Here is a 21,620-nt window from a genome sequence, read left to right as displayed (position 1 = left end):
ATACAATAGGAAAGGTGCATATTTACATATCAATGAAAATATGCACCTTTCCTCAGTAATATCATCAGGTATTCGCTTCTATTACAAAGATTTCAGAGCATTTACATCTTACTATGGGTAACTCATTAAGATTTCTATGTCTCTACCAATTTCTTTTTACATTATCCCCTTAAAAAGTAATGCTCTTAATATATTCATTATTCCCTACACTTGATATGCAGGTATTGGGCTGCCCTTTTCGTTCATAGCGTTGCATCTTTTGTACTCTCTAATTTTCCGTTAATAAAATGGATCTCTCTTTTATTCCTTCAAATTCCTTTAATAGATACATAGCTATTTTTTCAACTGCAGGGGAACCCACTATTTCTTCATGTAATCCAGGGACTGAATATCTATTTACTCTTCCTTTTAATAAAGGTCCCCAATCTGTAAACAACTCTTTTCCTTCCTCAGCACTAAAGTAGAGAAGTTCTCCAGAGTATGGTATTAAATCATGCTCTGCCATTATGTTCAGGCATTTCCTATGTGCATTGATAACTTGCTTCAAATTGATAAGATCTGCATCAGGCGGGAGTACTCCTTCCATAATTAATTGCTCCACTAGCATATCTTGTTTATGGACAAGGTCTCCTTCCTGCTCAGTAAGATCTCTAGGAATGAAATGCTCATATATATATGAGAGCATATCCTCACTCGTTTTATAGTCCTGCTTTGAAGGTACTTTTGTATCCATGAGTACCAACAACTCAACTTCCTCACCTTGATTCTTTAGTACAGTTGCGATTTCATAAGCAATTGCACCGCCTAAAGACCATCCTCCAAGACGATATGGGCCTTCTGGCTGAACATGTTTTATTTCTTCAATGTAAAGTTGAATTAGTTCCGGCAAGGTCAACTCGTCAATTTCTCCCTTTTCTATAAGAGGATTCTGTAAACCGTAAAATGAACAATGGTTCTTAAGTAATCTTGCTAGTTGAATGTAACAGAATACATTCCCCATAAACGGATGAACGCAGAAGAAAGGTCTTTTTTCTGATTCTTGTAGTGGAACTAGCGCTGCTACTGATTTCGTCATATCATGCTTATCACGAATAAGGCATGCGATTCCTTCCACTGTTGGATTCTTAATCAATGTAGACACCTTAATTTCTTTTCCAAACTTCTCCCTAATTTTTGAAACTAATTTAATTACAAGGAGAGAGTGTCCTCCTCTATTAAAGAAATCATCATTTACATAGACATCTTCTATCTGTAAGACATCCTGCCAGATTTTAATCAACTGATATTCAATTTCATCCCTTGGAATGATTGGTGTAGAGAAGTTATTTTCTCTTTGAATAGTTAAATTGTTCAATGCCTTTCGATCAACTTTGCCATTCGTTGTAAGAGGAATCTCGTCTACCTTAATAAAGTGTGCGGGAACTATATAATTCGGTACTTGTGTCTTGAGATATTCACGCCAATCATGCATACTACCATCTCCAACTACATAAGCAACCAATCTCTGCTCTCCTAATTTATCCTCTGTTACCAAAACTACTGCTTCTTTTACCAATGGATGCCTCTTTAGATTCGCTTCAATCTCTTCAAGTTCAATACGAAAGCCCCTAATTTTCACTTGATTATCAATTCTTCTCAAGTAATCTAAATTACCATCAGGTAAATAACGAACCAAATCTCCCGTACGATATAAACGCTCTTCTTCATTAAATGGATGACGGATGAATCGCTCTGCTGTTAATTCTGGGCGATTCAAGTATCCTCTCGCTATACCTGCACCACCAATATATAGCTCACCTGTTACACCAACGGGAACAGGTAACATATTTTTATCCAATACATAAGTTTTAACGTTCGGCAACGGACGCCCAATCGTTACTCTCTTACTATCTTTTTTGATATGATAGCATGTTGCATCAACTGTACATTCTGTAGGACCGTATACGTTATAAAAATCAATTTTTCCGGTCTCTACTAGCTGTTCCCATAATGACGGCATGATTGCTTCACCACCGACTAATATCTTACTTGGTACATGAACATCAGCACTTATTTCTAGCAATCCTCCATCTATAAGTAATTGAAGTAATGAAGGTGTCATATCAAACATTTCCAATTTATTCTCCCTAATATAGGACACAAATTGTTCCGGATTAGTGCGAACTTCACTTGGGATAATATATAAACTTGAACCATAAAGTAACATTTGTAATTGCTGAATAGATACATCAAAGGCAATTGACGCATTCAAACCGACGCGCATATTACTAGGTATCTCATGTGAGAAAACTTCTTTTTGTAAACCATATGATAGGTTTATTACAGAATGGTGCTGTACTAAAGCCCCCTTTGGATTCCCTGTCGAACCAGAAGTATAGATAACATACGCTAAGTTTTCCCCTGTTACCTCACATATTGGTGAAAGTTTGCTTTCTTGAGAAAGCATTGCTTGGTCCCTACCTAGGCAAACTGTCTTGATTTCTTTAGGTATCCATCCTAGTAATACCTCATTCGTAACTAACACTTTAATTCCTGTGTCTTCTAAAATATATTGCAGGCGGCTTTCCGGATTCAATGGATCCAACGGAACATAGGCTGCTCCAGCCTTCCAAATTCCCATGAGACCAACAACCATCTCAACTGAACGCTCAAAGCAAAGGCCAACTAATGACTCTGTTCCAATTCCATATTTCTGTAGATGATGGGCCAATTGATTAGCTCTTTCATTCAGCTCCCGATACGTTAGTTGCTGTTTTTCATCCACTACTGCCACCGCATCTGGTGTACGATTCACTTGCTCTTCGAATAGTTGATGAATTACATTCTCACGTGGATAGGGTATTGTATTATCATTCCATTCGTCCAAAACTTGCTTTTGTTCAGCTTCCGTAATATATACAAGTTCCGACAGAGTTTGATCAATGTTTTTGAGCATTTGCATTAATACTTGGCGTAAATGACCCAACATTCTTTTAATAGTTAATTTATTAAACTTACTACGGTCATACATTAACTTTAACGATAACTGGAGTCCTGGAACTACAGCCAACCCTAATGGGTAGTGGGTTTGTTCTACTCCTTCCAATTCACCAATTTCCAGATTTCCTGAAGACTCCTCTTTCACCGGATAATTTTCAAACACATATAAACTATTGAACAGCGGTGTTCCTCTAGGAACTTCACTCCACCCCTGAATCTCTGTCAAAGAAGCATACTCATATTGTCTTCTTTCTATCTCTTCCTCTTGTATCTTCTGCAACCAATCTATTACTTTTATATCATCCATCAATTGAATTCGCGTCGGTGACGTTGTAATGAAAGGACCTACGATGTTTTCAACATCAATAATCTCCGTAGAACGCCCTGAGCTTGTTACACCAAAAACAATGTCATTTTCTCCACTATATCGGCTCATGAGATATGCCCATGCACCTTGAATTACTGTACTCAAAGTAAGTTTATTGCGTTTCGCCCATCCTTGTAACGCTTGAGTCTGCTCTTCTGATAAATACGTAACCTTCTCTGTGTAACCTTTTTCTTCCTCTTTACTTTCTAAGCCCAGCAAAGTTGGCGCAGTAAAACCTTTTAGCTTCTCTCTCCAGAATTGTTCCGCCCGCTCCTTATCTTGCTCTCTTAACCATTGGATATATTTCTTATATGGTGAGGACTTAGGTAACTTCACAGCTTCTCCATTCATTCTCTTCTGATAAACTGTAAGTAATTCATTAAATACTAATGGTAAACTCCATCCATCCAGTAAAATATGGTGATGGGTCCAAACAATCCGATATTCTTCCTCACCTTCTTGAATGACTGTTACCCGCATCAATGGTGCTTCATCAAATTGGAAGGCTTGTTTTCGATCTAATACCAAAAAGACTTTTCTTTTTTCCTCGATCTCTTCACTTGTCATTGTACGCCAGTCTTCTTTGTTCACTTTAAAAGGGATATTTTCATACACCACTTGTACAGGTTCTTCAATTTCGTCCCATACAAATGCTGTACGAAAAATTTCATGCCGCTGAATTACAGATTTCCACGCCTGCTCAAATGTAGGAATATTCATTTTTCCTCGAATCATAAAACTCAATTGCACTATATACGGTGCAACATGTTCATCCCCTTGGTCATGCAATGTGTGGAAAATCATACCTTCTTGCAAAGGTGATAGTGGATATAAATCGGTAATCTGATTGTTCTTTCCGCGATGCATTTTGTTTAGTACATTTGTCAAACCTTCTTGGCTAAGATTAGCCATTGCAAAATCCGAAATGGTCAGTGCAGATTCTCTATCTGAAAATTGAATCAATGTACTCAGTTGATATAGCATATTCTGTGCAATACTTTGAATCGTTGATTTGGCAAATTGTCCAACATTGTATACCCAAGTGAACTGAAGTTTTCCATCCGTTACAACCCCAATTACATCAATTACATGCGATCGCTTGGAACCGGCAGCATGATCTAAACGCTTAAATTCGTTCTCCGGAATAAACATTGCATCGCTAGAAAACATTTGGTCAAATTGTCCAAGATAGTTAAAACTAATAGACGGTGTATATTGGGAGCTTAATTGCTCACACATTGTTGCGTTCATGTAACGCAACACCCCATAATCAACACCCTTATTAGGAATTTTGCGAACTTGTTCTTTAACTGCTTTTAATGCTGCAATTGGCGTATTAGCACTAGTAATATTTAAATGAACTGGGTAAATACTTGTAAACCATCCCACAGTTCTCGATAAATCAACATCTTCAATAATCTCTTCTCGACCATGTCCCTCTAAATCTACGCTCAATATCGGCTGCCCCGTACATGCTGCCGTAGCTTGTACTAATGCTGCTAATAATACTTCATTGATTTGGACACGGTGAGTGCTTAAAGTTTCTTGCAATAACATACGGGTCTCATTCTCATTTAACACCACAGTAATTTCCTCAGTTACTGCGCTTACTGGATTACTTATAGTACCATCTACCGGCAATTTAACTACGTCTTGTTCAGCCTGCTCCTCCCAGTAATGTAGCACTTCTTGTGATATTCCAGATTCAGTGTAATGATGTAATTTCTCCGACCATTCTTTAAAAGATGTACTCTTCATAGGTAATTGAATTTTCTGCCCTTGGACTGCTTGCGTATACGCTGTTTGCAAATCTTCCAATAAAATTCGCCAAGAAACACCATCCACGGCTAAATGATGAATTGTCCAAAATAATCGGCCAGCGTGCTCACCTTCATCAAAATACACCATTCTCATTAACGGACCATCATGTAAATTCAAACTTTCTTGTGCAATATTAATCTCTTTTTGAATAACCTGATGCCAATCAGCTTCCGGCACTTCGTCTAATGAAATGACAGTAAGCATCAATTGCTCTTCTATTCCTTCATTCCACTGTTTCCAAACCCCATTAGGTAAACGTTCACATCTTAAACGCAGGGCATCATGATGAAGTAGAAGGTTACCCGCTGCCTTTTCCAGTGATCCTATGTCCAATTTCTCTTTCGTTCTAAAGAACATGGATTGATTCCAATGATGTGGGTTAGGATGATTTTGTGCAAAAAACCTTTGCTGAATAGGTGTAAGTATCGTCTCTCCAATTATAATTCCCTGTTCAGCTTGTACACCTTGTTCTTCTTTGACTACTTGCGCCAACTCAGCAATCGTTTGGTGTTCAAATATTTGTTTTGGTGTCAATTGTAAACCAACTTGCTTCGCACGAGAGACAATCTGAATGCTAAGAATTGAATCTCCACCAATTTCAAAAAAGTTATCATTCATACCAATACGTTTTGAACCCAGCACACGTTCCCAAATGATAGAAAGCTTATGTTCACGTTCATTTCTTGGGGCCACGTATCCTTCTTGTGCTCCTTGATAATCTGGTATAGGTAACGATTTCCGATCAATCTTTCCATTTATGGTTAGCGGTAATTCTTTCATTTCGACAAAATAGGAAGGTATCATATGGATTGGCAGTTTTGTTTTAAGATACTCTCGCCATTCTTCTAAACTGCCTTCGCCCACTACATAAGCTACCAGCCTCTTATCTCCCGACTGATTTTCCCTAACCATTACAACTGCCTCTTTTACCAAGTCATGCTCCTGTAAAGTCGACTCAATCTCCCCAAGTTCGATTCGAAATCCTCTAATCTTCACTTGATTATCCATTCTTCCTAAGTAGTCTATATTTCCGTCAGAAAGATATCTCACAAGATCGCCTGTTCTATATAACCTCTCGCCTTCTTTGAATGGATGTGAAATAAATCGCTCGGACGTTAATTCTGGACGATTCAAGTATCCCCTTGCTAGACCTGCTCCTCCTATATAAAGTTCACCCATCACACCAACTGGAACTGGCAACCTATTTCTATCTAATACATAAGTTTGAACGTTAGGCAACGGACGCCCAATTGTTACTCTCTTACTATCTTTTTTGATATGATAGCATGTTGCATCAACCGTACATTCTGTAGGACCATATACATTATAAAACTCCATTTTATCAGTCTCTACTAGCTGTTCCCATAATGAAGGCATAATCGCTTCGCCACCAACCAGTACCTTACTTGGAACATGAACGCCATCGCACGTTTCTAACAATCCGACATCTAAAAGTAATTGAAGTAATGAAGGTGTTATATCAAAGATTTCTAACTTGTTCTCCCTAATATAAGCTACAAATTTCTCCGGATCACTTCGTACTTCATTCGGAATAATATACAAACTTGAACCATATAACAGCATTTGTAATTGCTGAATAGATGCATCAAAGGCAATTGACGCATTTAAACCGACATGCATGTTAGATGGTATCTCATGTTCGAAAACCTCTTTTTGTAAGCCATGCGACAAGTTTATTACAGAATGATGCTGTATCAAGACACCCTTTGGGTTCCCCGTCGATCCCGAAGTATAAATAACATACGCTAAATTTTCTCCTGTTACTTCACATTTTGGTGAAAGAATGCTTTCTTGTAAAATCATTGTTTGATCTCTATCTAGACAAACTATCTTGACCTCTTTAGGTATCCAGTCTTCTAATGACTCATTCGTAACTAATACTTGAATTCCAGTGTCCTCCAAAATATATCTTAGACGACTTTTTGGATATGATGGGTCCAATGGAACATATGCTGCTCCAGCCTTCCAAGCTCCCATAATACTAACAATCATCTCAACTGAACGCTCAAAACAAAGTCCAACCAATGATTCATTCCCAATCCCGCATTGCTGAAGATAGTGGGCCAATTGATTAGCTTTTTCATTGAGCTCTCGATACGTTAACTGCTGTTTTTCATCTACCACTGCTATCGCGTCAGGTGTACGATTTACTTGCTCTTCAAACAGCTGATGAATCGTACTTTCCTGTAGATATGCTACAGCATCATTATTCCACTCTTCCAACTGTTTTTGCTGTAATCCTGATAATATAGGCAACTTAGCTAATGATTTATCCGGATTTTTCACGATTACATTCAACCAGTTTCCAAAATGTTCGGCCATAGATTCAATAGTTAAGCTGTCAAATAAATCAGTCCTATAAACAAAAGTAAGTAATAAACCCTCTTCCACTTCTGCAGCAGTTAAACTTAAATCAAACTTAGCGATTGGAGCGTTACTTTCCATTACTTCTATATTTCTTCCATGTAGTTCTGGTAGCTCTTGTCCCATATTTTGCAAAGTAAACATGGTTTGGAAAATTGGAGAATAGCTTGTATTTCGTTCAGGTTGGATAACCTCTACAATTTTCTCAAACGGAACATCTTGATACTCATACGCCTTCAATGCTTTTATCCGCACTTGGGACAACAACTCTTGAAATGCCGGTGCATTACTTAAATCAGCTCGATAAACCAAGGTGTTGACAAAGAAACCAATCAGCCCCTCAATTTCTCGATAATTTCGATTTGCAATTGGGCTGCCAACAATAATATCCGTTTGTCCCGTATAACGAGCAAGGAAACTTTGATACGATGCCAATAAGGTCATGAAAAGTGTGGCCCCTTCTTGACGACTTAGTTCGTTTAATTTATCCAGTAATGAGCGTGACAACAAAACACTATGAGTTAATCCATGGTGGGTTTGCACTGGCGGACGCGGACGATCCATTGGCAACATTAAGACTGGTAACTCACCAGATAATTCTTCCTTCCAATATGCAAGCTGTTGATTTAGTACTTCATCTTTCAACCATTCTCTTTGCCACTGAGCAAAATCGGCATATTGAACTGGTAGTGGTTCCAGCTCTGCTTGTTTCTCACCAATCGCATTCTCATAAAATGCCATCCATTCTTGAAGCAAGATTTCCATCGACCATCCATCCGAGATAATATGATGCATATTACACAGAAGAACCCATTCTTCTTCTGAAATTCTTATGAGTTTCCCACGGAATAACGGCCCTTGTTCTAAATCAAATGGAGATTCTACTTCAGTTTGAATCCATTGCTCCAACTTTCTTTCTCGCTCCTCTAATGAAAGCTTAGTTAAGTCCATTTGCAGAAGCGGACGGAAAATATACGGTTGAATCTGCTGCACAGGATGGCCATCCTCTTCATAAAATACAGTCCGCAAAGATTCATGACGCTCTATCAACTGATTCCATCCCAACTCCAATGCCTCAGGTAACCAACTCCCTGTAAGGCGGCATGCCATTGGCATATTATAAAGTGCACTATTAGGTGCAAATTGATCAATAAACCATAAGCGCTGTTGGGCATAAGATAGTGGAATATTATTTCCTCGTTCCATCGGCACCAGTGGTGGAATTTCTCGTTTTTCGCTCCCCTTACGTAACTGATCGATTCGTTTCGATAATGCCTCGACCGTTGAATATTCGAACAGTTCACGTACTGGCAATTTGATTTGAAAGACTTCCTGTAAGCGTGAGACCACTTGTGTAGCAAGTAGAGAGTGACCACCAAGCTCAAAGAAAGAATCCTGAACACCAATGTCTCCTATTCCTAGCACCTGACTCCACACTGAAGCGATAAGTTCTTCCAGCGGATTTCGTGGGTAAACAGTATTTTCTTCGGATTGTTCACTAAGTATAGGCAATGCCTTCAAATCAAGTTTTCCATTCGGTGTAAGTGGTAAAAATTCCATCTCAATAAAGTTTGTTGGAACCATGTAATTAGGTAAATGTGTTTGTAGATATTCTCGCCATTCATGGACACTTCCTTCACCAACTACATAAGCTACTAATCTCTTATCACCTTGATTATCCTCTCGTACCAATACAACTGCTTCTTTCACAGAAGAATGCGCCTGCAAAACAGCTTCTATTTCTCCCAATTCAATTCGGAAACCACGAATTTTCACTTGGTCATCTATACGTCCATGGAACTGGAGATTACCATCAGAAAGATAACTTGCTTTGTCTCCTGTGTAATAGAGACGTTCTCCTGACTTGAAAGGATGTGGAATAAATTTTTCCTTTGTAAGATCCGGACGATTAGCATATCCACGTGCAAGACTCTTCCCTCCAATATAGAGATCTCCAATTACACCAATTGGTACTAGCTGAAGATGAGAATCTAATACATAAACTTCTGTATGCGCAATCGGTCGACCAATCGATGGCGTACCTGTTGTCACTCCTACAGGTACATAACAATCTGTGGTAACGACTGTATTTTCCGATGGACCATACTGATTAATTACCGCAAAAGGAATATCGTTAGATGGATACTGCGTTAATTGATCCCCACCAGTAATGATAAAACGAAGATCCGTTTTATCTGGCCAAGATAATTTCAAGAGTCTTTCCAGAATAGGTGTAGGTGCAAAGCTAGCTGTTATTCGTGAATCAATGAGCCAGTCCCTTAGTGCTTCTGGATTAATTCTCAGTTCCTCTGTTGACAAGTAGAGTGCTGCACCAGCAGTTAGATACGGCCAAATCTCCTGAACAGCCGAATCAAAAGCAACACCTGCAATCTGAGTCGCACGATCCTCTGCTGAAATACGATAAACTTCTTGATGCCAAGAAACCATATTCATTAATGAGCGATGTTCAACCATGACACCCTTCGGTTTTCCTGTAGAACCAGAGGTATAGACAATATAGGCTAAGTTCTCTGGATTTATCTGACGTGTAGGTGCGATTACGCTTTCCACCGTTAATTCTTCTAACCTCACCATTTCGACGTGTGCAAAATGTCCTTCTTGTCCTTCCGCCGTCACTACAAATTGAATTCCTGCATCTTCAATCATGTATTCTAACCTTGATTTTGGATACAACGGATCTAAAACAACATAAGCTCCACCAGCTTTTAAAATGCCTAGTAAACTTGCCATTAGCTCAGCTGACCTCGGAAGATAAACTCCCACCACTGACTCTGGGGCTACTCCCTTTCGCTGTAAAACATTTGCCAACTGATTTGCTTGTGTATCCAGTTCACCATAAGTCCACTGTTTTGTTTGATCGACTACCGCAATCGCATCAGGACGCCTCGCTACTTGCTCCTCAAATCTGTCGCAAATAAGACCCTGATGAGACATTTCCATTACAGTGTCATTCCATGTTTCTAATAACAAAGTACGCTCGTATTCCGATAGCATGCTCAGGCCATGCAACGGATTTTGTGGGCGATGAGAAACTTCATATAGCCATTTCTCAAAGTGTCCTGCCATCCGTTCAATAGTAGTAGCATTGAATAAATCCTTATTGTACTCAAAAGTAAAAAGTAATCCCTCTTCCGTCTCAACTGCCATTACACTTAAATCAAACTTTGCAATTGGACTATGGCTTTCTATCATTTCAATACTTCTACTAGATAACACCGGAAACTCTTGTTTCATATTTTGCAAGATGAACATAGTCTGGAAGATTGGCGAATGACTTGTACTTCGCTCCGGTTGCACAACTTCTACAATTTTTTCAAATGGAATATCTTGATATTCATACGCCTTCAATGCCTTTTGACGAACCTGATACAGTACATCTTGAAATGTCGGTCTACCACTCAAATTAGCTCGATAAACTAGCGTGTTAACGAAGAAACCAATTAGTCCTTCAATTTCTCTATAATTCCGATTCGCAATTGGGCTTCCGACCAGAATATCTTCTTGTCCCGTATAACGAGATAGAAAACTTTGATATGCAGCTAAAAGCGTCATGAAGAGTGTAGCCCCTTCTTTTCGACTAAGTTCATTCAATTTATCATGTAGCGTGCTTGGCAGAACCAGAGTGTATGTGGACCCGTGATGAGTTTGTATTGCAGGACGCGGGCGATCCATAGGAAGTTGGAGTACAGGAAGCTCCCCAGACAATTCTTCCCTCCAATATTGGAGTTGTTGATCAAGCACTTCCTCCTTTAGCCATCCTTTTTGCCACTGAGCAAAGTCGGCATATTGAACCGGTAATGGTTCAAGTTCCGCTACCTTTCCATCCGTTGCTTCCTCATAAAATGCCATCCATTCTTCAAGTAGGATTCCCATTGACCATCCATCTGAAATGATATGATGTAAAGTACAAAGGAGTATCCATTCTTCCTCTCCCACGTGCAAAATACTTGTCCTGATTAACGGCCCCTCTGTTAAATCAAATGGCACTTCTGTTTCTTGTTGAATGAAACGTTTAACCTCTTCTTCTCGGTCTTCAGAAGAAAGCATAGTTAAATCCGTTTTCGGAATTGATTGAAAAGCATACGGTTTAATTTGCTGTACGGGTTGACCGTTCACTTCGTGAAAGACCGTCCGCAGTGATTCATGACGTTCTATTAGTTGATTCCATCCCATTTCCAATGCTTCAAGTAGCCAATTCCCTGTAAGGCGACATACCATTGGCATATTGTAAAGGGCACTATTAGGTGTAAATTGATCAATAAACCATAAGCGTTGTTGAGCATAAGATAGTGGAATAGTTTCTCCTCGTTCCATCGGTATTAGTGGCGGAATCTCTCGTTTTCTATCTCCTTTACGTAACTGATCTACTCGCTTTGCCAGTGACTCCACCGTCGTACATTCAAATAGTTCACGTACTGGTAATTCGATTTGAAAGATTTCCTGTAAACGTGAAACTACTTGAGTAGCTAATAGTGAGTGACCACCGATTTCAAAAAAGGAATCCTGTACACTAATATTTTTTATTCCTAACACTTGGCTCCATACGGAAACGATGAGCTCCTCCACTGGTGTTCGTGATGAAGTAATATCTTCACTTATGAACTGTTCTTCCAATTCCAATAAGGCTTTCCGATTCACTTTACCATTTGGAGTGAGTGGCATCCCTTCAATTTTGAAGAAGTATGCTGGAACCATATAATGTGGCAATTGCTTCTTAAGATATTTACGCCACTCTCCAGTATCCCCTTCACCCACTACATACGCTACTAACTGCTTATCTCCTGGTCGATCTTCCCTCACCAACACAACAGCCTCTTTTACAGATGGGTGATCATGTAAAGCTGCTTCAATTTCTCCCAATTCAATTCGGAATCCTCTAATTTTGACTTGATTATCTATTCTTGCAATATATTCTAAGTTACGATCATTCATATATCTCACCAGGTCACCCGTTCGATATAATCGTTCCCCATTCTTAAAGGGGTGCGAAATAAAACGTTCAGTAGTTAAATCTGGTCGATTGAAGTAGCCACGTGCCAATCCTACTCCCCCAAGGTAAAGTTCCCCTGCCACACCAATCGGGACCACTTGTTGATATTGATCTAACACATACAACTCTGTATTATCAATCGGACGACCAATCGGAATAAGCATTGGTTCTTTTTCTAAATCACAATCATAATAAGTCACATCCACAGTCGCTTCAGTAGGACCATACAAGTTAATTAACTTTGTTTGTTGAACATTGTAAAAGATCCCCTTAAATCGTCGAACCTGCTCAGTGTTTAACGCTTCTCCACTAGTAAAAACTTGAATTAAAGACGATAGATCCCTTTTCGAATTATATAGTTCCATATAATCTAAGAAAGTAGATAACATCGACGGAACAAAGTGCATGGTGGACACACGATATCGTTCAATGTATTCCTCAATCACCGCAGGATCTTTCTCTCCTCCTGGTGGAAGCAAACAAACCTGCGCCCCTACAAATGACCACCAAAACAATTCCCAGACAGAAACATCAAACGAAAACGGTGTCTTTTGTAGGATTGTATCCTCCTCGGATAATGGATATTTTTTCTGCATCCACTGTAAGCGGTTTATAACGGAATGATGTTCAATCATTACTCCCTTTGGATTTCCCGTCGAACCCGAAGTGTATATGATATAAGCTAAGTTATTTGCTGTCACTCCACTCACTGGAGCTAAATTACTCTCTTTAGAAATCATTACTCGATCCCGGTCTAAACAAATTGCTTGAATACCTTTAGGTAACCAGTCCTGTAGTGCCTCTTTTGTTAACAGCACTTGAATTTGTGAATTCTCCAAAATGTATCTCAGGCGGTTTTCGGGGTAACTTGGGTCCAGTGGGACATAAGCCCCACCTGCTTTCAAAATCCCAAAGAGACCAATAATCATATCAGGAGAACGTTCAATACATATACCGACTAATGATTCAGGTCCGATACCTCGTTTTTGTAGAAAATGTGCCAATTGGTTCGATTTTTCATCGAGTTCTTGATACGTTAGCTTTCCCCCCTCATAAACTACCGCCACTGCATCAGGTGTCCGTGAAACTTGCTGCTCAAATAGCTCATGAATCATACAATCATGACCATAAACTACGTCCGTATCATTCCATTCTTCTAGGAGTTGTTTTTGCTCAGTGTCCGATAACATTGACAGCTTTGTATATGATTCATCTGGATGGTACGTGATTTCATTTAGCCAGTTCTCAAAATGGCCTGCCATACGTGCAATGGTACTACTATCAAATAAATCCGTATTGTATTCAAATGAGACAAATAGACCTTCTTCCACTTCATAGGCAGTTAAGCTCAAATCAAATTTAGCAATAGACATATTACTTTCTACCATTTCAATACTTTTACCAGACAAATCTAGTCGTTCTTGTTTTATATTCTGTAGCGTAAACATGGTCTGAAAGATAGGCGAATGACTCATGCTTCGTTCAGGTTGCACAGCTTCTACCACTTTTTCAAATGGTATATCTTGATATTCGTAAGCTTTTAACGCCTTTTTCTTTGTTTGGCTCAAAATCTCCCGAAAAGTAGGGGTGCCACTCAAATCTGATCGGTAAACCAACGTATTAACAAAGAAACCAATTAATCCTTCTACTCCCTTGTGGTTCCGATTTGCAATCGGACTACCAACTAGAATATCTTTTTGTCCCGTATAACGAGCAAGAAAGCTCTGGTATGCAGCCATTAAAGTCATAAATAAAGTAGATCCTTCTTGTCGGCTTATATCCTTCAATTGACTAAGCAATTTATAAGGGAAAATTACGTGATGCGTAGCCCCAGAGTAAGTCTGCTTAACCGGTCGAGGTCGATCCACTGGCAGTTGTAAGATAGGAAGCTCACCAGACAATTCTTCCTGCCAATACGTAAGCTGACGATTTAGCACATCACCTTGCAACCACTCCTTTTGCCACTTCGCAAAGTCTGCATATTGAATGGATAATGAGCTTAATTTAGCAGGATTTCCGCCCGTTTCTTCTTCATAGAAAGCAATTAATTCATTCATGAATATACCAATGGACCAAGCATCAGAAATAATATGATGCATCGTACACAGTAATAACCATTCATCCTTCTCTAATTGAACAAGCTGATTACGAATTAAAGGACCATTCATTAAATCAAATGGTTCTTGCGCTTCTCTCGCAATTAAACTATCTACCTCTTTTTCTTTTACTTCTAGAGGAAGTTGAGAGTAATCTCTTACAGGTAATGCTCTAGGAAGGAATTCGACAATTTGTTGCACAGGTTGTTCTCCTACTTCTTTAAAAACAGTTCGTAATGATTCATGGCGTTCAATGAGTCGATTGAATCCCTTTTCTAATGCTTCAGGTATCCAATTTCCTTTTAGATGCCATACCGTTGGAATATTATATAAAGAACTGTTTGGATTAAATCTGTCCATAAACCACAAACGTTGTTGCGCATAAGACAACGGGAGTGCTTCTTTATTCTCCTTTTTTTGCATTTGCTTCTGAAGCCATGCTCTCTTCTCAGGAGAAAGTGAACTCAGCTTTGCAAGTAAATCACTTCTCATTTTTTTACCCCTTCCTCAATCAAATTACTCTCGAATATCCCTTGTGCTTCTTCCTCTGATAACTCTTCTAATTGCTTAAGCAGTTCCAGTAATTCTTCATCATTACTCACTTCTGCTTCTTTTTGAATATAGTCTTGAAGACTTACATTCTCCTTACTATCATTCTGCATTTCTTGATTTTTGTTATCGAGCAATTGATCAACCTGTTCTGCCAATTGCTGCACCGTATGAAACATAAATAAATCATGCAATGGTATCTCGATTCCAAAAGCCTCTTTAAGATTAGAAACGGCTTGCGTAGCAAGTAATGAATGTCCACCAATTTCAAAAAACGAATCCTGAATTCCGATGTTTTCCATACCTAAAACTTCATGCCATATCGAAACAATTGTTTTTTCCGTAGACGTACGAGGAGCAATATAACCACTTGCTATCTCCTGTTTCTCTGGTGTTAGTAAAACCTTCCTATCAATTTTCCCATTAGGAGTGAGTGGAAATGCATTTAATCCAACAAAATAGGATGGAATCATATAATTTGGTAGTTGGTCCTTGAGATAATCACGCCACTTTTGAGCATCCCCGTCTCCTACAACATAGGCAATCAAATGTGGATCGCCAGGATAATCTTCCCGCACCATCACAATAGCTTCGTTAACTAATGTATGCTTTTGTAATACCGCTTCAATTTCTCCTAGTTCAATCCGGAACCCACGAATTTTCACCTGATGATCAATTCGTCCAACATACTCCAAATTTCCATCTGGCAAATACCTTACTAGATCTCCAGTCCGGTATACTCGCTCGTTTTCTTTAAACGGATGCGGTATAAATCGATTTTTCGTTAAGTCAGGGCGTTTTAAATATCCACGTGCTAACCCTGATCCACCAATGTACAGCTCACCAACTACACCAATTGGAACCATTTTTTGTTCAGCACTTAGTACATATACTTCTGTATTGAAGATTGGTTTACCAATTGGTGGTACCCTATGCATGACACCCTTTTCTAATTCCATATACGTGGAATACGTAGTATCTTCAGACGGTCCATATAAGTTGTATACCTTCTCAATCGTACTTCTCTCGTATAAATCTTGAACAAGCGGATATGGTAACGGTTCTCCAGCCAAATTCATTACCTTTACTGAAGAAGGAATTGTCTTTGCTCGAACCAGTTCCTTTGCTGCCGATGGCACAGTATTAACCAAAGTCACACCTTTGGTAGACAACTTGTCTAGATGTAGAGCATTTTCAGCGACAATCACCTTCCCCCCCATCGTTAAGGGAACAAATACTTCAAAAACGGATAAATCAAAAGATAGTGAAGTTGAAGCTAATACTCCCGCTAATGCCTTTCGGGAATACGTGTGATGCGCCCAATGAATCATTGTTACTGTATTCCTGTGCTCAATCATTACTCCCTTTGGATTTCCAGTGGAGCCTGAAGTATAGATAATATAGGCTAAGTTATCGCCCGTCACTTCACTCGTGCATACCGTAGTAACTTCTTGTTCTATTTCTGATGGATTACGATCAATACAAATGACGTTGACGAATGTAGGTATAACCATTTTTTGTTGTAACTTTTCCTGTGTCACCAGTACCTTTATTTGAGCATCTTCTAAAATGTACTGCAGTCGACTTTCCGGATATGCTGGATCAATTGGGACATATGCTCCTCCTGCCTTCATAATTCCTAAGAGACCGACAATCATCTCGGATGAACGTGTAACACAAATCCCAACTAATGATTCGCATGTAACACCATTTTTTTGTAAATAATGTGCCAACTGATTCGAGCGTTCGTCCAACTCTCGATATGTTAGTTCTTCATCTTCGCACACTACTGCAATTGCTTCTGGTGTTTTTTCCACTTGTTCTTCAAACATTGTATGAATCATGCTATCTTCTATATCAATAACAGCTAATTCATTCCATTCCTCTAGTAGTTGCTTATATTCTATTTTCGATAACATATTCAATTCTGATAATAAACATTTTGGATAAGAGGCAATTTGATTTAGCCAATGTTCAAAATGACTTACCATACGTTCAATGGTTGTATCATTAAACAAATCAGTATTATATTCAAAGGTTAGTGATAATCCTTCTTCCGTCTCAGAAGCAAATAAACTCAAATCAAATTTTGCAACAGAAACATGGCTTTCCATGAGTTCCATTTGTCTTTCAGATAGCTGAAGAAACTCTTGTTTCGTATTCTGTAAAGTAAACATGGTTTGGAATATTGGTGAATGACTTGTATTCCGTTCCGGCTTTACGGATTCTACCACTTTCTCAAATGGAATATCCTGATACTCGTATGCTTTTAGTGCTTTTTTTCTTACCTGCGACAAAAGTTCTTGGAACGTCGGGTTTTCACTGAAATCAGCTCGATAAACTAACGTATTTGCAAAGAGACCTATTAATCCCTCAATCTCTTTCACATTTCGATTAGCAATCGGGCTTCCAACTATGATGTCGTCCTGTCCTGTATAACGAGAAAGGAAGCTTTGATACGCTGCCATCAATGTCATAAATAAAGTGCATCCTTCTTGCAGACTTAAATCTTTGAGCTTTTCCTGTAGGGAATTCGCCACTATTAAAGACTGACTTGCACCACGATGGGTTTGAACTGCAGGTCGAGGACGATCCATCGGTAATTGTAAAACCGGTAGTTCCCCAGACAATTCTTCCTTCCAATATTGAAGGTGCTGATTCAAATTCTCTTCTTTTTGCCATTCCTTCTGCCACATGACAAAATCTGCATATTGGATAGATAACTCCTTCAATTCCACCGGTTTGTCGCTTAATGCTCCTTCATAAAAAGCCATCCATTCTTCAAGTAAGATTCCCATTGACCATCCATCTGAAATAATATGATGCATCGTACAAATGAGAATCCACTCTTCACTGTCCACTTTCAATATGCGTGTTCGAATTAGAGGACCTTGTCCAAAATAAAATGGTTCCTCAGCTTCGTTTTGAATGAGCCGTTTCATTTCTCTTTCCCTATCTTCCAAAGAGAAATCTGTTAGATTCGTTTGAGGGATATGCCCGAATACATGAGATTGAACCTGTTGAAAAGGTTCACCCTCTTGTTCTAGAATTATCGTTCGCAATGATTCATGACGCTCCAACAATTGATTCCATCCGGCCTCCAATGCTTCAATTGACCATTTACCTGTTAAGCGACACGCTGCATGAATATTGTACATAGCACTATTTGGCATTAATTGATCAATAAACCATAGACGTTTCTGCGCATAGGAAAGTGGAATAGCTTCTTCCCGTTTCATAGGTACAAGAGGGGCAATCTCTCGTTTTTTATCTTCTTTTCGTAACTGATCTACTCGTTTCGCCAACGCTGCCACTGTATCGTGCTTGAAAAGTTCACGTAAGGGAATTTTGATTTGGAACAATTCTTGCAATCGAGAGACAATTTGAGTAGCAAGTAGTGAGTGTCCACCACGTTCAAAAAAGGAATCCTGAATACCAATATTCCCCACCCCTAACACTTGACCCCAAACCGAGGCAATAAGCTCTTCCGATGGCGTCCGAGGTAGAACATTTAAATCTCCAATAGCTTGATCATCAGGTGCTGGCAAGGCCTTTCGATCAATTTTCCCATTCGGAGTAAGCGGGAAGTGTTCTAGCTCTACAAAGTGTGCTGGAATCATATGATTTGGTAATTGGTTTTGTAAATACTCTCTCCACTCCTCGGTATTTCCATCGCTTATTACATATGCAACCAATCGTTGATCACCTGGACGATCTTCTCTAACTAATACAACAGCCTCTTTAATAAACGAACATTTTTCTAAAGTCGCTTCAATTTCTCCTAATTCAATCCTAAAACCACGCATTTTGACTTGATGGTCCATTCGACCTATAAATTCTATATTTCCATCAGTTAAATATCTTACTGAATCTCCTGTTCGATATAGTCGTTCCCCCAATCGAAATGGATGTGAAACGAATTTTTCAGCAGTAAGATTCGGACGATTTAAGTATCCACGCGCTAAACCAGCACCACCAATATATAACTCACCCTCAATTCCTATTGATTGCAGACGTTGATTTTGGTCTAATACATATAATTGCGTGTTCTGTATTGGCCGCCCAATAGAAACAAATTCTTGATTAGGCTGAATATCAAATGCATTCACATAAATAGTGGCTTCAGTTGGTCCATAAAAGTTGGTTAATTTCACTTGTCCACTATAATTCCATTTTTGCTGAAATCGTCTAACTAACCCTGAACTTAGTTCTTCCCCACCAGAAAATACATGGCGTATGGACGAACAATTCATGTTCAATTCGATACGATTGAAGTGATCTAAGAAAACTGATAACATCGAAGGTACAAATTGAACTATAGTAACCTGATGTTTTTTAATCACTTCAGCTATAATAGAAGGATCTTTTTCTCCACCTGGAGGTAGGAAAGATACACTTGCACCAACGTGAATACCCCAAAACAACTCCCAAACAGAGACATCAAATGAGAATGGCGTTTTCTGCAAGACCACATCCTTTTCAGAAAGTGGATATTTATGTTGCATCCATTCTAGATAATTGATTACTGAATGGTGCTCAATCATTACTCCCTTTGGATTCCCTGTAGATCCTGAAGTATACATAACATACGCTAAACTTTCTCCTGTTACACCACTTATACATGGAGTTGATTTTTCTTTTTCAATTGCAGTGTAATCTTTATTCATACAAATCGTTTTAATATTTTCAGATACAAACAAATTTTTAGAATTTTCTTCCGTCACTAGTACTTCGATTCCAGCATCCTCTAATATATATCGAAGCCGACTCTCTGGATAAGTAGGGTCGAGTGGAACATACGCTGCTCCTGATTTTAGAATCCCTAATAACGCTATCATCATTTGTAATGAACGTTCCATATATACCCCAACTAGAGACTCTGGGCCTACACCATGCTTTTGTAAATAATGAGCTAGTTGATTCGCACGCTTCTCTAACTCTTTATAGGTAATTTGTTCATTTTCGTAAATAGCCGCGATTGCTTCCGGTGTTTTTTTTACTTGCTCCTCAAATATCGTATGAATCATGCCTTCAGCCGAATAATTTACTTGAGTATGATTCCATTCCTCTAGTAACAGTATCTGTTCTTCCGCTGTTAAATGAGTAATTTCAAAGAGTTTTGAATCTAGGTTCTTCGTCATCTGAATTAGTATTTGCAATAAGTGATTCTGAATCCGATTTATTGTTCCTTCATTAAAATAGCTTCGATCATACATTAACTTTAAAGTAATTTTCTTACCGGGCATTACAATGAGTGTTAAAGGATAATTGGTTTGTTCCGCGCTTTTAACATCTAATAATCTTAAATCTTCATTTCTCTCACCTTGAATTGGATAATTTTCAAACACATACAAGGTATGAAACAAGGAACTATTTCGTGGAACCTCACTCCATCCTTGAATATCTATCAACGAATTATACTCATATTGTCTTCGTTCCATTTCTTTCATTTGTATTTTACGAAGCCAATCTACTACTGATGTATTATCCGTTAATCGAATTCTAGTAGGTAAGGTGTTAATAAATAACCCCACCATATTCTCTGCTCCCATTAAATCAGTAGGACGTCCAGAGCTAGTTACGCCAAATACGATGTCACTTTCACCGCTATACCTACTCATCAAATAAGCCCATGCACCTTGTACTAACGTATTCAACGTTAATCGACTATTTCGTACCCACTCTTGTAAATTCTCAGTAAGTTCCTCAGATACTTGATAAACACACTCTCCATAGCCCTTCTCTTGTCCTTGGTTCTTTCTTTCCATTGCTAATGGCGTAGGTGCATAGAACCCTTTTAATTCTTCTTTCCAAAATTCCTCTGCTTGACTTTGATCTTGTTTATTTATCCACTGGATATATTTTTTATAAGGAAGAGAGTTAGGAAGATTCAATAATTCTCCCCTTATCATCTTGAGATAAACTTCCATCACTTCACTAAAGACCAATGACACACTCCATCCATCTAGCAAAATATGATGATGTGTCCAAATAATCCTCGTTTCCTCATTTGCCTCTTTAATCGCAGTGACTCTCATCAATGGTGCTTCATCTAATAAAAATCCTTTTCTACGATCTGCATTTAAAAACTGTTGTAATTTTTTCGCCCTTTCCTTGTGTGAATGGGCGCTCCAATCCTCTTGATGAATAATAAAAGGAAGACGTTGGTAAACCGCTTGTAGTGGTTTTTCTACTTCCTCCCACACAAATACTGAACGTAAAACCTCATGTCGATGAATAACATATTCCCAGGCCTTTTCAAAAGTAGCAATATCCAATTGCCCCCCGAGCAAGAAACCTACTTGTACAATATAGGAAAATGAATGTTCATCATCTTGATCGTATAAAGTATGAAACAGTATTCCTTTTTGCAAAGGTGATAAACCATATATATCAATAACGTCTCCCATTT

Annotated in this window: 2 protein-coding genes; both read right to left on the bottom strand. The window is 38.8% G+C overall.

From position 1 onward, the window contains the following. Positions 1 to 268 precede the first annotated feature (268 nt). Complete coding sequence (locus DN389_RS26450) at positions 269 to 15,151, bottom strand: non-ribosomal peptide synthetase (RefSeq protein WP_149237765.1); 14,883 nt, start codon at positions 15,149 to 15,151, stop codon at positions 269 to 271. Continuing rightward, entirely contained in the window at positions 15,148 to 21,618 is a 6,471-nt protein-coding gene (locus tag DN389_RS26445; RefSeq protein ID WP_149237764.1) for a non-ribosomal peptide synthetase, read from the bottom strand. Before DN389_RS26445 ends, DN389_RS26450 begins: the two co-directional genes overlap by 4 nt. Positions 21,619 to 21,620: the final 2 nt, after the last annotated feature.

It is taken from the genome of Bacillus sp. AY3-1, assembly GCF_008368785.1.
Taxonomy (GTDB): Bacteria; Bacillota; Bacilli; order Bacillales; family Bacillaceae_G; genus Bacillus_A; species Bacillus_A wiedmannii.
Note: the sequence above shows the minus strand (reverse complement) of the source record. Positions and strands in the feature narration are given on the sequence as shown.